Annotated in this window: 14 protein-coding genes; 9 read left to right on the forward strand and 5 right to left on the reverse strand. The window is 60.7% G+C overall.

Annotation, left to right across the window (positions count from 1 at the left end; genetic code table 11):
- Positions 1 to 317: 317 nt before the first annotated feature.
- Positions 318 to 461, reverse strand: coding sequence for a hypothetical protein (locus tag ACOI7Z_RS20345; RefSeq protein WP_032428606.1), 144 nt, complete (start codon positions 459 to 461; stop codon positions 318 to 320).
- Between ACOI7Z_RS20345 and ACOI7Z_RS20350 the strand changes: the two genes are divergently transcribed.
- The 5 genes from ACOI7Z_RS20350 to ACOI7Z_RS20370 are packed head-to-tail and all read left to right on the forward strand — an operon-like array spanning position 454 to position 4985.
- Complete coding sequence (locus ACOI7Z_RS20350) at positions 454 to 1560, forward strand: ABC transporter substrate-binding protein (protein WP_072096492.1); 1107 nt, start codon at positions 454 to 456, stop codon at positions 1558 to 1560. The genes ACOI7Z_RS20345 and ACOI7Z_RS20350 overlap by 8 nt on opposite strands.
- Before the next feature lie 19 nt (positions 1561 to 1579).
- Positions 1580 to 2479, forward strand: coding sequence for a branched-chain amino acid ABC transporter permease (locus ACOI7Z_RS20355; protein WP_002890128.1), 900 nt, complete (start codon positions 1580 to 1582; stop codon positions 2477 to 2479).
- Positions 2479 to 3528, forward strand: a complete 1050-nt coding sequence (locus ACOI7Z_RS20360; RefSeq protein WP_087849698.1) for a branched-chain amino acid ABC transporter permease — start codon at positions 2479 to 2481, stop codon at positions 3526 to 3528. The genes ACOI7Z_RS20355 and ACOI7Z_RS20360 overlap by 1 nt, the downstream gene beginning before the upstream one ends.
- Positions 3515 to 4297: an ABC transporter ATP-binding protein gene (locus tag ACOI7Z_RS20365; protein WP_032453292.1), complete on the forward strand. Its 783-nt coding sequence runs from the start codon at positions 3515 to 3517 to the stop codon at positions 4295 to 4297. The genes ACOI7Z_RS20360 and ACOI7Z_RS20365 overlap by 14 nt, the downstream gene beginning before the upstream one ends.
- A complete protein-coding gene (locus ACOI7Z_RS20370; protein ID WP_004204908.1) occupies positions 4290 to 4985 on the forward strand; it encodes an ABC transporter ATP-binding protein in 696 nt (231 codons plus the stop codon). The genes ACOI7Z_RS20365 and ACOI7Z_RS20370 overlap by 8 nt, the downstream gene beginning before the upstream one ends.
- 116 nt (positions 4986 to 5101) lie before the next feature.
- Here ACOI7Z_RS20370 and ACOI7Z_RS20375 read toward each other — a convergent pair whose 3' ends face one another.
- Positions 5102 to 5272 carry a hypothetical protein gene (locus tag ACOI7Z_RS20375; RefSeq protein ID WP_002890108.1) on the reverse strand — a complete coding sequence of 57 codons (171 nt, stop codon included), beginning with the start codon at positions 5270 to 5272 and terminating at the stop codon, positions 5102 to 5104.
- A gap of 334 nt (positions 5273 to 5606) precedes the next feature.
- Here ACOI7Z_RS20375 and ACOI7Z_RS20380 point away from each other — a divergent pair, with 334 nt between their 5' ends.
- From ACOI7Z_RS20380 to ACOI7Z_RS20395, 4 genes are read left to right on the forward strand one after another with little or no spacing between them, the layout of a single operon-like run.
- Positions 5607 to 6416, forward strand: a complete 810-nt coding sequence (locus ACOI7Z_RS20380; RefSeq protein ID WP_002890106.1) for an ABC transporter substrate-binding protein — start codon at positions 5607 to 5609, stop codon at positions 6414 to 6416.
- Position 6417: 1 nt separating this feature from the next.
- Positions 6418 to 7236 (forward strand): amino acid ABC transporter ATP-binding protein, encoded by an 819-nt coding sequence (locus ACOI7Z_RS20385; RefSeq protein WP_023288551.1) that lies wholly within the window; start codon positions 6418 to 6420, stop codon positions 7234 to 7236.
- Positions 7233 to 7985: an amino acid ABC transporter permease gene (locus ACOI7Z_RS20390; protein ID WP_023288550.1), complete on the forward strand. Its 753-nt coding sequence runs from the start codon at positions 7233 to 7235 to the stop codon at positions 7983 to 7985. The genes ACOI7Z_RS20385 and ACOI7Z_RS20390 overlap by 4 nt, the downstream gene beginning before the upstream one ends.
- Complete coding sequence (locus tag ACOI7Z_RS20395; RefSeq protein WP_087849697.1) at positions 7975 to 8664, forward strand: amino acid ABC transporter permease; 690 nt, start codon at positions 7975 to 7977, stop codon at positions 8662 to 8664. The genes ACOI7Z_RS20390 and ACOI7Z_RS20395 overlap by 11 nt, the downstream gene beginning before the upstream one ends.
- Before the next feature lie 3 nt (positions 8665 to 8667).
- Here ACOI7Z_RS20395 and ACOI7Z_RS20400 read toward each other — a convergent pair whose 3' ends face one another.
- Genes ACOI7Z_RS20400 through ACOI7Z_RS20410 form a run of 3 tightly spaced genes read right to left on the reverse strand, consistent with a single transcriptional unit; the run spans position 8668 to position 13505 of the window.
- Positions 8668 to 9378, reverse strand: coding sequence for a fimbria/pilus periplasmic chaperone (locus ACOI7Z_RS20400; RefSeq protein WP_087849696.1), 711 nt, complete (start codon positions 9376 to 9378; stop codon positions 8668 to 8670).
- The gene (gene ecpD / locus ACOI7Z_RS20405) at positions 9347 to 10990 is read right to left on the reverse strand and encodes a fimbrial adhesin EcpD (protein ID WP_087849695.1); all 1644 of its coding nucleotides are present in this window, start codon (positions 10988 to 10990) and stop codon (positions 9347 to 9349) included. The genes ACOI7Z_RS20400 and ecpD overlap by 32 nt, the downstream gene beginning before the upstream one ends.
- A complete protein-coding gene (locus tag ACOI7Z_RS20410; protein WP_087849694.1) occupies positions 10980 to 13505 on the reverse strand; it encodes a fimbrial biogenesis outer membrane usher protein in 2526 nt (841 codons plus the stop codon). Before ACOI7Z_RS20410 ends, ecpD begins: the two co-directional genes overlap by 11 nt.
- Positions 13506 to 13530: the final 25 nt, after the last annotated feature.

Below are 13530 nucleotides of genomic sequence, written 5' to 3' on the forward strand. Positions count from 1 at the left end.
CGGTTTATAGTGCGTATTTTCCAGGCCGGATAAGGCGCCAGTCGCTACCCGGGAAAATACGTTCAGCGTATCAAAAGCCGTGTTGTCACCAGCCTTATGCCCTTGCCTGCAGGTAATAAGAATATTGCATGAGTAAAAACGAAACGGACGTTGTAAGGTAATTCAGCGCCTTAAAAATACCCGTCATACTTTAAGTTGCATGTGCGTTGGCTGCGTTCTCTCCCCCCAGTCACTGACTTCTGCAAGCGCCTGGGGACTCGCTCACATGCCGCCTTCATGCGACTCGAATTATTTAGGGTATATATCTCGTTATCTATTCAACATAACAGCCAATAATTCGCCAGATACGCTGGCGAATTATTCCTCAATGTTATGCAGTCATTGATGGTTAAAGATAAATAATCGACCGACGGAGAAATACCAATGAAATCGTTTTCCGGGAAAGCGTCTTTAATGGCCACGCTGGTAGCCGCGCTGGCCGGCGCGAGCAGCGCGCAGGCAGCGGAAATTAAAATCGGGGTGGTATTACCCCTGAGCGGCGCCCTCAGCGGCTATGGTCAGCCGTCGCAGAAAGGGCTGGACATTATTCAGACCATCACCCCGACGTTAAAAAATGGCGATACCATCAAGCTTATCGTTATCGATGATAAAAGCGACAAAGTCGAAGCGGCCAACGCCATGCAGCGGCTGGTCTCCAGCGATAAAGTGGATGCCGTGATCGGGGAAGTTACCTCCTCCAACACCCTGGCGATGACCAAGATCGCCGACGACAGCAAAACGCCGCTGGTCTCCTCCACCGCCACCAACGACCGCGTCACCCGCAACCATCCGTACGTCAGCCGGGTCTGCTTCTCGGACAGCTTCCAGGGGGTGGTCGGGGCCAATCTGGCCTCCCGCGATCTGAAAGCCAAAACCGCCGCCATCGTGTTTGACAGTAGCAACGATTACTCCGTCGGCCTGGCGAAAGCGTTCCGCACCCAATTCCTGAAAAACGGCGGCACCATTCCCATCGAGGTACAGGCTCCGGGCGGCAGCAAGGACTTTAAAGCCCAGCTGGCGAGCGTCAAGGCGAAGAATGTCGACATGATTTATATGCCGATCTACTACACCGAAGGGGCGCTGATTGCCGTGCAGTCAAAACAGCTGGGGCTCAACAAACCGGTGGTGGGCGGCGACGGTCTGGCCGCGGATCAGGTCTTCTTCGATGTGGGTAAAGACGCGGTCAACGGCTATATGACCACCGATTACTACTCGCCGAACGCCAAAGAGCAGACCCCGGCCGGGGAAACCTTCATCAAAGCCTGGGAAGCCAAATACCAGCAGCCGACCCATACCTGGGGCGCAATGGCGGCGGACGCCTATAACGTCATCGTCAACGCCATGAACCAGTGCAGCGATCCCCACGATCGGGTCTGCGTGAATGAAAAAATCCGCGCCACCAAAGATTTCCAGGGCGTGACCGGCACGCTGACGTTACAGAACGGCGACGCCATTCGCAGCGCGGTCATCAACGAAGTGAAAGATGGCAAGCTGGCGTTTCGTACCGTGGTTAACCCTTAAGTTGTGACGAGGCTACAAAATGGACGGCGCCATTTTTCTCCAGCAAGTGGTCAATGGAATGAGTCTTGGGGGCATGTACGCCCTGATTGCCATCGGTTATACGATGGTTTATGGCGTGCTAAGGCTGATCAACTTCGCCCATGCGGACGTGATGATGGTCGGCGCGTTTAGTACGCTGTTTTTATTTTCTTCGGTTGGGCTACCCTTCGGGGTAGCCGTTTTCCTGACTCTCGGGCTGTGCGGCCTGTTTGGCATGCTGATTGACCGGGTCGCCTATCGTCCGCTGCGCCAGGCCTCGAAAATTTCCATGCTGATCACCGCCATCGGCGTCAGCTTCTTCCTCGAAAACCTGTTTAACGTGCTGTTTGGCGGCAGCTCGCGCTTCTTCTCCGCCCCTGACTTTTTCAACCAGACCCGGGCCTTCGGCAGCGTCATCATTACCAACGTGGCGTGGATCGTGCCGCTGATCACCGTCCTGCTGCTGCTGGCGATCCTCTGGCTGCTGTACCGCACCCGCTATGGAATGGCGATCCGCGCGGTAGCCTTTGACGTCAACACCGTGCGTCTGATGGGCATTGACGCCAACCGGATCATCTCCCTGGTCTTCGCCCTCGGCAGCAGCCTCGCGGCGCTCGGCGGCGTGTTCTACTCCATCAGCTACCCGACGATCGATCCCCTGATGGGCGTGCTTATCGGCCTGAAGGCCTTCGCCGCCGCCGTGCTGGGCGGGATCGGCAGCGTCACCGGCGCGGTGCTGGGCGGCTTTATCCTCGGTTTTACCGAGGTGGTCGCGGTGGCGATCTTCCCCGAACTGGGCGGCTATAAAGACGCTTTCGCCTTCCTGTTCTTGATTCTGGTCCTCTTGTTCCGCCCGGTCGGCATTATGGGCGACGAACGTCTGGAAAGGAGCCGTTTCTGATGCTCAACGCGACGACCACCGCCGGGGCGCAGCTGCGCAACCTGGCCATTATTGTCATCTGTATCGCGCTGCTGGCCGGAATCAACGTGGTTTTCAATGACTACATTGTTCGCGTCATCAGCACCATTTTTATCTTTATGATCCTCGCGGTCAGCTACAACCTGATCAACGGCGTGACCGGCCAGCTGTCGCTGGAGCCGAACGGCTTCGTGGCGGTAGGCGCCTACGTCACCGCCCTGCTGATCCTCTCCAGCGACAGCAAAATAGATATGTTTGAAATGGCCGCCCCCAGCCCGTGGATCCTCAGCCTGCACGCGGGCTTCCTCCCCGCCCTGCTGATAAGCGGCCTGTGCGCGGCGGCGCTGGCGGTGTGCCTCGCCGTACCGGTCTTCCGGGTGCGCGGCGACTACCTGGCCATCGTCACCCTCGGCTTCGGGTTTATCATCAAGATCCTCGCCATTAACAACCCGCAAATCACCAACGGCGCCATCGGGCTGAACGATATTCCCCAACAGCCGCATCTCCTGTTCTGGTGCGGCCTGTTCGCCCTGCTGGCTACCGGCATGATCCTCCAGCTGGTGTGGTCGAAGTATGGCCGGATGATGAAAGCCATTCGCGACGACGAAGATGCGGCGATCGCCATGGGGGTCAACACCTTCCGCATTAAAACCTGCGCCTTCGCCACCAGCGCCTTCTTCGAAGGGATCGGCGGCGGTCTGCTGGCTTCCCTGCTGACCACCATTTCCCCGGGGCTGTTCGACTTTATGCTCACCTTCCAGCTGCTGATTATTATCGTCCTCGGCGGGCTCGGCAGCACCACCGGCGCCCTGCTCGGCACCGTGCTGGTGGTCGGCAGCGGCGAGTGGCTGCGCTTTCTCGACCAGCCGCTGCAGTTCTTCGGTCACGATCTCGGCGCCTATCCGGGCCTGAGAATGGTGGTCTTCTCCCTGCTGCTGCTGATTATCATGCTCTTCGCCCGCGAAGGGCTGCTGGGGAAAAAAGAGATTTGGCAGATCGGAAGAAGGAGCGGCGGTTATGGCGGAAAATAAAATCATCCTGCAGGTGCAGGACGTCACCATGCAGTTTGGCGGCCTGCGGGCCATCGACAACGTCAGCTTCCATGTTGATGAAGCGGAGATCTTTGGCCTTATCGGCCCGAACGGCGCGGGCAAGACCACCCTGTTTAACGTCATCACCGCCAACTATAAGCCCACCAGCGGCAGCGTCACCCTCGCGGGCACATCGCTGAAGGGGCTAAAGCCCAACCAGGTGGTCAACGCCGGGATCGCGCGCACCTTCCAGAATATCCGTCTGTTTAACTCGATGACGGTGCTGGAGAACGTGATGGTTGGACTCGACCGGGCCAGCCGCTATTCGTTGCTGGAGGCGGCCCTGCACATTGGCCGCTACTTTCCGGCCGAGCGGGCGGCGAAGGCCAAAGCGATGGCCATTCTGGAAGACATCGGCATCGCCCACTTCGCCCATATGCAGGCCACGAACCTGAGCTATGGCAACCAGCGCAAAGTGGAGATCGCCCGCGCGCTGGCCACCTCGCCGAAGCTGCTGCTGCTCGATGAGCCGGCCGCCGGGATGAACCCGAAGGAGACCGAGGATCTGGCGGAGCTGATCTTCCGCATGCGCCATGACTATCAGCTCAGCGTCCTGTTAATCGAGCACGATATGCCCTTCGTCAACCGCCTGTGCGAACGGGTGATGGTCCTGGAGTATGGTAAGCCATTGTTCAGCGGCCTGATGGCCGAGGCGATCCAGCATCCGGACGTCATTTCCGCTTATCTGGGAGAAGCCAATTATGCTTAACGCCAGGGAACTGAAGGTCTTTTACGGCGTGATCCAGGGACTGAAAGGCGTCGATATCGATGTTTATGACCGGGAGATCGTCACCCTGATCGGCAGCAATGGCGCCGGTAAAACCTCCACCCTCAATGGGATCGTCAACCTGGTGCGCTCCAGCGGGCGCGTCAGCTTCCTCAACGACGATATCTCGCGCAGCCAGACCCACCAGATCGTACGTCGCGGGCTGGCGCTGGTGCCGGAGGGACGCCGGGTCTTTACCAACCTGACCATCGAAGAGAACCTGCGCATGGGCGCTTACAATAATCTCGCCGGCTACACCCGCCTGCGCGATCGTATGTACGCCCTCTTTCCACGGCTCAAGGAGCGGCGCCATCAGATGGCGGGCACCATGAGCGGCGGCGAGCAGCAGATGCTGGCCATCGCCCGGGCGCTGATGAGCGAGCCGGTGTTATTGATGCTGGATGAACCGAGCCTCGGGCTGGCGCCGAAAATTGTCGGCGAGCTGTTCGGCATCATTAAGCAACTGCGCGAAGAGAATATGACGGTGCTGCTGGTGGAGCAGAATGCGACGGCCGCGCTGGCGATCGCCGATCGGGCGTATGTCCTGGAGAATGGTCGGATCACCTTGTCAGGCGCGGCGCGGGAGATGCTGACTAACCCGGAAATTAAGCGGATGTATCTGGGGGGATAAGGGTGGTTAAAACTGCCTGGGCTGCGGCGGCGCCTCCTGCGATGCCGCAACCTCAGGCAGTCTCTTGCTACACAAAGCACACCTCGTTCCAGTAGGCTTCTCGCGTCCTGCGTCGCTCAGTATGTCTTATCATGACGGAACCACCGGGTTTCCACGTTGCCAATGTCCACGCCGTAGAGGCTGGCCACCGGCAAGATCGCCTCCATGACGCGTTGAGTATCTTGCTGTCCGGCTTCACCGTTGGACAAAAAAGCCAGCCAGCCCGTTAACCGTTGCCACAATGCCACTTTCGTTTTCTCCTCTGTCGGGAAGCGAATCGCCTGGGTCTATTTCAACCACAGTTGGCCGGGCGCGGGAAATATTAATTCCGAATTTGCAATCCTGGCTGGCGCATATTACGCCCGGTCCTGTCACCCTCACCCTGGCCCTCTCCCTGAGGAAGAAGGGACCGCCCGGCACTCGTGACTGCGCCGGTAAAACGCTACCAGCGCATAGAGAATACCCACAGGTTTGTTAAGTTCTTTTTCGTTATAGATAAGAATTTTTTCTTCTTTGCCGCCGACGGGCAATGTGTGGGAGCGTGATGTCCACAAAACAAAACAGGGATTCAGGGGAAAAAATATGCGCAACAAAACCACAAAAATCGCACTGGCGCTGGGTATGCTGCTGCTCGCCTCGCAGGCGCAGGCCGACCAGCTGGCTGACATCAAAGCCGCCGGCGTCGTGAAAGTCGCCACCTTTGACGCCAACCCGCCGTTCGGCTCCGTGGACGCCAAAACCCACCATATCGTCGGCTACGACGTCGACTTTGCCCAGGCGCTGGCGAAAGCGCTCGGCGTCAAACTCGAACTGGTGGCCACTAACCCGGCCAACCGTATTCCGCTGCTGCAGTCCGGCAAAGCCGACCTGATCGTCGCCGACATTACCATCACCCCGGAGCGGGCCCAGGTTATTGATTTCTCAACGCCGTATTTCGTCACCGGCCAGCAGTTCCTCGTGCCGGCCGGCTCTCCGGATAAGCTTGATGAGTACAGCAAAGCGCGCATCGGCGCGGTGAAAGGCACCACCGGCGAACAGGCGCTGCACCAGCGTTTCCCGCAGGCTCGCGTCCTCTCCTATGACGATATTCCGCTGGCCCTGACCGCCCTGCGCAACGGCAACGTCCAGGCCATCACCCAGGACAGCACCATCCTTGCCGGTCTGCTGGCGGAAGCGCCGGATAAAGCCAAGTTTAAAATTCTGCCCGACCTGCTCAGCAAAGAAGAGATTGGCGTGGGGGTGAAGAAAGGCGAACCGGCCCTGCTGAAGGCCGTCAACGATGAGCTGGTGAAGCTGGAGAAAACCGGCGAAGCCGCGAAAATTTACGATGTCTGGTTTGGCCCTGCCACTAAAACGCCGCAGCCGCGCGCCTTTACCATAGAAGCGAAATAATATGTTCTCGGGTTTATTCTCCCACTCCGCGGCCCCGGCCGCGGATTTTTCACGTCTGCAGCGCGCCAGCATTACCTTTCGTGAGGTGGCCAAGCGCTACGGCGATCATCAGGTGCTCAACGCCATCAACCTGCAGGTCGATCCCGGCGAAGTGGTGGCGATCCTCGGCCCTTCCGGATCGGGAAAATCGACGCTGATCCGCCTGATCAACCAGCTCGAATCCTTAAGCGGCGGCGAGATCCTGATCGACGGCAAACCCACCAGCCGGCTGAGCGGCAGCGCCTTGCGCCAGCTGCGCAGCCGCGTCGGCTTTGTCTTCCAGCAGTTCAACCTTTACGCCCACCTGACGGCGCAGGAGAACATCACGCTGGCGCTGGAGCGCGTCCACGGCTGGGGAAAAAGCGCGGCACAGGAGCGGGCGCTGGCGCTGCTGCGTCAGGTCGGGCTGGAGGAGAAAGCGCAGCAGATGCCGGCGCAGCTCTCCGGCGGCCAGCAGCAGCGGGTGGCGATCGCCCGCGCCCTGGCCTCCTCGCCGCAGATTATCCTGTTCGATGAGCCCACTTCGGCCCTCGACCCGGAGATGATCGGCGAAGTTTTGCAGGTGATGAAAAACCTCGCCCACAGCGGGATCACCATGCTGGTGGTGACCCACGAGATGCAGTTTGCCCGCGAAATTGCCGACCGGGTGGTGTTTATCGACGGCGGCGACATTCTCGAGGTCGCCCCGCCGGCTGAGTTTTTCGCCCATCCGCAGCATGCCCGCGCGCGGCGTTTTCTGCAGAAGGTGCTGGATCCGCTGCACCAGGAGAGCCTTGAGTGACGCCGATGCTTGACTGGCACGGCGTCCTGAGCGGACAGCCGTTGCAATGGATTATCTCTGGTTTTCTCACCACCGTCTGGGTCAGCGTCGCCGGGATCCTGCTCGCCACTCTGCTGGCGGTCCTGCTGCTGGCCCTGCGTCTCGGCGGCGGCCGCGCGGGGCGCGGGCTGGTGGCCGCGTGGGTCTCGCTGTTTCGCAATACCCCGCTGCTGGTCCAGCTGCTGTTCTGGTACTTTGCCGCCTGGAACCTGCTGCCGCTGGCGGTGAAGAACGTGGTGAACGACGAGCACGCCTGGTCCATTCTGCCGGGCAACGTCTGGTGGCTGACGCCGGAGTTCCTCTGCTCAATGTGGGGGTTGGGGGTCTTTACCTCCGCCTTTCTGGTGGAAGAGATCGCCTCCGGACTGCGCGCCGTCAGCCACGGGCAGCGGGAAGCCGCGCTGTCGCAGGGCTTTACGCCGTGGCAGGAGCTGCGCTTTATCCTCCTGCCGCAGGGGCTGGCCAACGCCTGGCAGCCGATTGTCGGCCAGTATCTCAACCTGATGAAACTCTCATCGCTGGCCAGCGGCATCGGCTTTGCGGAACTGACCTATCAGGTGCGGCAGATTGAGAGCTATAACGCGCACGCCCTGGAGGCTTTTGCCGTCGGCACCGCGCTGTACCTGGCGCTGGGGGTGGCGATGGGCGTGGCGCTAACGCGTCTCGGCCCGGGAAGAAAACTGCAACGGAGCGCCCAACATGAACGCTAATCTGGCGGTGATCGCCGATAACCTTGATTACCTGCTGTGGGGCCGGCTGGCGGAGGGCCAGCCCGGCGGCGTGGCCCTGACCCTGCTGATGGCTATCGGCGCCACGCTGCTGGCGCTGCCGGGAGGCATTGCGCTGGCGGGCCTGGCCTGGCGCTACGGCGGACTGACGCGGCGTCTGCTGTTTCTGTGGGCGGAAATTATCCGCGGCATCCCGCTGGTATTTGTCATCTTCTGGCTGTGGTATCTGCTGCCGATGCTGACCGGCGGCGATCTGCCCGGCGCGGTGACCGTGACCCTGGCGCTGGCGTGGTTTACCGCCGCCTCGGTGATGCACTCGGTGCTGGCCGGGCTGCAGTCGCTGCCGAAAGGTCAGTATGAGGCGGCGCTGACCCAGGGTTTCGCCCCCGGACAAACGCTGCGCCTGGTGCTGCTCCCGCAGGCGCTGCGCAACGTTCAGCCGTCGCTGGTGGGGATCTTTATCGGCCTGCTGAAGGACACTTCGCTGGCGTTTATCGTCAACGTCCCGGAGCTGACCACCGTGGCCGGCCAGGTCAACAACCGGGTGCAGATCTATCCCCTGGCGATCTTCATCTTCACCGGCGCGGTGTACTACCTGCTGTGCTGCGGTCTGAGCCTGCTGGCCAGCCGGCGCTTTACCCGCCGCGCGACCGCCGGATAAGGTTCACTCCGCGGGGCGGGGCTTCAGCGGGCAGGTATCGCTGATCTTAATAAATTTGTCGTTATAGACCAGATAGTGGTTCCCCGGCTGGCGCAGCGCCGGCTGGCGAACCACGTCCCCGGGACGCAGATACCACGCGTCCCCCTCCTCTTCGGTCGAATCGCATCCTGGCTTAATCAGCAGCTTAAACCAGGTATTGCCGGTGTTGCTCACCGTCCCGGCCACTTTATCGAAAGACCATTTAAACTGCACCTCGCGCGGGCGCACCACCAGAATGGTATCCATCACCACCACCGGCTCCATGCTGACCTCGCCGCCGGTCGGGCTGCGCCTCGTCAGGTTGCGGGTGGGGATTTCGCGAAACGAGACCCGATAATAGCGCTCGCGATTGTCCCGCGGGCCATGATAGTAAAATTTGAAGTATTCGCTCTCCCCGGCCTGCAGCGCCAGCTGACGGGGGGCGAACAGCAGCTCGCCCTCCACCGGCCGGGAGCGCACTTCGCTGCCGCCCGGGCGATCGATGGCGCTGACGGCGATGCGGTACAGCCGCGCGCTTTTATTGTTGTTGACCACCCGTTTGCTGGCGAAATCCGCTTCAGCCGGCAGGGAAAAGGTCAGGTTGCCGACCGAGATAGCCTGCGCCAGCGGCGCTGCCAGCAGGCAGCCCACCGTCAGCAGGGCCTTAGTTAATATTGCGCCACGTCGCCTGGACATGAATCTCTCCTGAAGCGCTGACTTCGCCAAACCAGCCGTTATCGTCTACCGTCCGCAGCGAAATGGCGTTATCCATCGGAATCGAGAATTTCACCGTGGTCTTATCCATCTGCCCCACTTCGCCGGAGATATCGGTCCACGGCGTGGTCAGCCACAGCGCATCGGTCATATCCCGCCAGCTGTCATCGCACCCGGCGTCGTAGGTCTGCGTCGCGCCGCTGCGGGTGATAAAAGAGAGCGTCGCCGGGAACGGCACTTTCGCCGTACCGTCATCGGAGCTAAAGAGACAGTAGGAGCGCCCGCCAATCACCTGCGCCGGTCCGGTCACTTTGATCAGCACTTCGTCGGCGGCCGTTTTACCGCTGGTGGTGACGATGTAGCCGAAATCGAGCGCCGGTTCGCCGCTGCCGACATACCCCTCCCGCGACGGCGCCGAGGTATATTCGTCGGAGATAATGCTGATGCTGAAATCACGGGGCTTGATAATCAGCGTGTTGGAGGTGGAAAACTCATACCAGCCTGACTCCGGCGAGGTGGTGTTCTGGAAGCGAAAGTTGAACAGATCCTTGGTATTGATATCGCTGATCCCGAGATTCACCATCTGCTTAAAGAAGTTGCTGGAGAAGAACACATAGATTGCGTCTGAGCTCTTCATCTCGTTGAAGGTGTAGTAATAGGCGGTATTGCTCACCGGCTTCCATGAGCTGCCGTTGAGGCTGAACTGCATATCGTACGCCCCGACGGCCGAGGCCAGCGACGAGTTGGCGATCGCCGGGAAAATATGGATCGAGGTGTTGCTTAACCCATTGGTCTGCAACGTATAGTTGACCATCTTACAGCTTAACCCTGAGCGGCTGCCGATGGTCTGCGTCCGGCAGTCGGCGTTCCCTTCCCCGAGGGTCGGCACGCCATCGCTGTTGATAAACACCTCCGCCAGCGAGTGGGTGTTTATCAACCGCAGGCTCGCGGCTTTGGTGTGGGTGACGTTGCGCACATACCAGTTGCCGGAGGCTTGATCCTTACAGCGCGCGCCGCTGCTGGCGTCGTAGTTCACCGAGGTCTGGCAGGCATTGATGGTCATCGTGAAGCTGCCGCCGACCGGCATCTGCTGCAGATACTGATAGAAGGCGTCCGACATCATACCGTGCATCCACTTCGCGCCGCCGCTGGTCACCGTCGCGCCATAGAACCCGCTGGCGTCGGTGGTTTGCGGCAGGATCAGACTGGTGGCCATATCGCACCCGGCGTACCAGTTGATGCAGCGCAGGCCGGTTAAGGGGTGCGAAACCGGCGAGTTTTCCAGCCACATATCAAACTTCCAGTTGGCATTGAGCCCGGTGTTGTAGCCGTTATCGATATAGCCGAGACTCTGCTGATAGATGGTCCCGGAGCCGGTGTATTTTAAGCCGGTCCAGCGGTTGGCGCCGGTCATGCGCGGATCCAGCGCCCCGCCGGGGGTGACGAAAAAGTTGTCGTCGGCGTTGTTTTCCACAAACACAAACTCACGCGCCGGCGCATCCGACCACGTGGTCTTGGTCACCGCCGCCCTGAGCGCGGCGACCGGCCAGAGCAGCGCGAGGATCGTCAGGGCGATTAAGGGGTTAACTTTCATTCTCTTCTCCTGTCTGCTGCGCCGCCGCCCACGACGAGAGGCCGCTGCAAACCACATCCCCCACCCAGACGGCGCCGCGCGCCTGGCTGAGCTCCAGCGCCACTTCGCAGGTTTTATTGCCGCCGTAGCTGAAATCGATCGTGGGGTATTTCTTATCCACATCCATGACGAACTCGCCGTTTTCATCGGTGCGGGTACGGCCGATATGGTTGTTAATCCGCGCATTCGCCAGCAGCGTGCCGTCTTCCGCCCGAATACGACCGGAAACGGTGACCATCTGCTTCACCTCAGGCTCAATCACCGCCACGTTGCCGGGATAGAGGGTCAGATGACTCTTGCGCCCGCTGACGATGTCGTAACTGTCGAGCGAGTTTTTGCTGTTTTGCAGCTCCACCTCATAGCGGCCATAGGGAGAGAGCGGCAGATAGTTACGCTTGCCGCTGAGCGGGAAGATCCGCCCGTTGACCCTGGCGCTGATCTGACCGTCATCCTCCAGCCCGGTGTTGAAGATCACCCCGGCGTTGCCGTCGGTTCGTCCGCTGGCGGCGATATTTTTGCCCTGCCAGCCGACGCTGCCGCTGGCGGTGAGGTTGGTGTTGACGTAGCCGTCCGCCGCGCTGTTGACGTTCAGCGTGCCGCTGGCGTAGCGGGCGTCGAACTGGGCATACGCCCCGCCGCTGAGGGTTTTGTCATCCCCGGTATCGCCGGAGATGGCCCGCGACAGATTGGCGCCGATGGTGCGAATGGTGCCTTCATCAAACTGCTTGCGCGCTGAGAGGTTAGCCATGGTGTAGCCGTTCTGATGGGTCATCCCGGCGCTGAACCAGTTGCCCAGCGGCAGCGACAGATCGAGGGCGATATATTTCCCGGTGTTGGCGCTGCTGTCGCCATTGTTATAGCGCTGGATCCCCGCCCGCAGGCCGAGCGAGCCAAAGGCGCCGCTGTAGACCGTCTGATAGTAATCCGCGGTGTAGTAATGACTGTTGTAGCGACGGTCATCGTTGTAGCTGACGCTGAATGTCCCCAGCTTCGACCACAGCGCGTTCAGGTTGAGGGTGCCGCCGATCGCCCGGTTGTCGGCATCGCTGCGTCGCAACTGATCGCCAATGCGGGTTCTCTCCTGGTTGACCCACACTGAACTAAAGCCCCCCGGCAGCGTGGCGCTGATGCTGCCGACGCTGCTCCACGAGCTGTCGCTGGCCAGCATATTTTGCAGGTTAACGTTGATCGACTCGCCCAGCGGCAGCGTCAGGCGGGTTTCTCCCACCGCCTGGTTGTCGTAGCCATAGCCCGTTGCCGCCCAGCTTAGGGTGCTGAGCGACCCGGAGGCCGAGAGGCCCGCCAGCCAGCTCTCTTTCGCCGGCCGGGTCTTTTTCCCGCTCTCCGACCAGCGATCCATATGAAAACTGCCGCCCCACACCTGCCACGCCAGCGGCGCGCCGGCGCCGCGTCCCCGGCTGAACAGCTTATTGACCCGCTGGGTGCGTTTGCTGACCACCCGCCCGTTGACGATCACCTCCACCTCCACGTCGTAAATACCGTACGGCAGGCCGCGGGTATCCACTTCATGGTTCCCCATGGCGAAGTTCTGGACGCTCAGCAACCGGCCGTCACGAGTGAGATGCACCTCGCCCGCCGCCGGCAGAAAGGCGATCACCGGCGTGGCGGACTGGCTGTTGTCGAAGACGGTGGAGCTGGCCTGGTTCCCCCAGGAAAGGCCGTAAATCTTGCCCGCCGAAATAGCGGTCATCGGCCCCAGGGACTGCAGGTTCCAGGTGTCAAGCATCCCGCCGGCAAAGCGGTGGCCGGCGAAATCGCGTTCATACATGGCCTTATATAATTCACTGTCCTGCTGACCGCTGCCGATCCCGTACAGCGAGCCGTCGAGCACCACATGATGCTCACGCAGCGCCGTGACGTTGTTCAGCGACAGATAGCTGGAGGTGTTGCTCCCGCCGTTGCGCATCTGGTTGTTATAGACGCCGAGGTTATAGCTCAGGTTGCTGCTGAGGGCGTTGACGCTCGACTGGCCGATGTCTTCGCTGCGCGAGCGCAGCACGGTGCCCAGCGCCTCGCGCTTGACCACCAGCTGCAGCAGCAGCTGGCGCAGGCTGAGATCCAGCTGCGCGCTGTCGGTCAGCGTGATGGTGAGCGCCTCGCTGAACGGGGCGTTGGCGAGGCCAGTCAGCTGCTGGCGGGTCTGTTCGCTGACGCTGGCGTTACCCTCATTGTCCTCCAGCCGGATCTGCCGAACGCGCAGCTGGCCGCCGTCCAGCCAGATAAAGGCGCTGCCGATCCGCTGATCGTCCCGGGTGTCCTGGCTGCCGGCAAGATGAATATAGAGCGGAACGCTCATGCCGTCCTGCATCGCCTGGCTGAAGGCCTGCGGAATAATCACCCCGCCAATCTGCTGCGCCCCTGGGGCAGCCGCGCTGGCGTCGGGCTGAACGAACAAAAAAAACATGCCGAAGGCAAGTCGTGTTTTCAGTCCTGGGGAAATCCGTTGTAGAGGCATCGTCGTTATCCATCTGCACAGCTGT

The organism is Klebsiella sp. C283 (assembly GCF_048822555.1).
In the GTDB taxonomy this organism is placed as follows: domain Bacteria; phylum Pseudomonadota; class Gammaproteobacteria; order Enterobacterales; family Enterobacteriaceae; genus Klebsiella; species Klebsiella quasipneumoniae.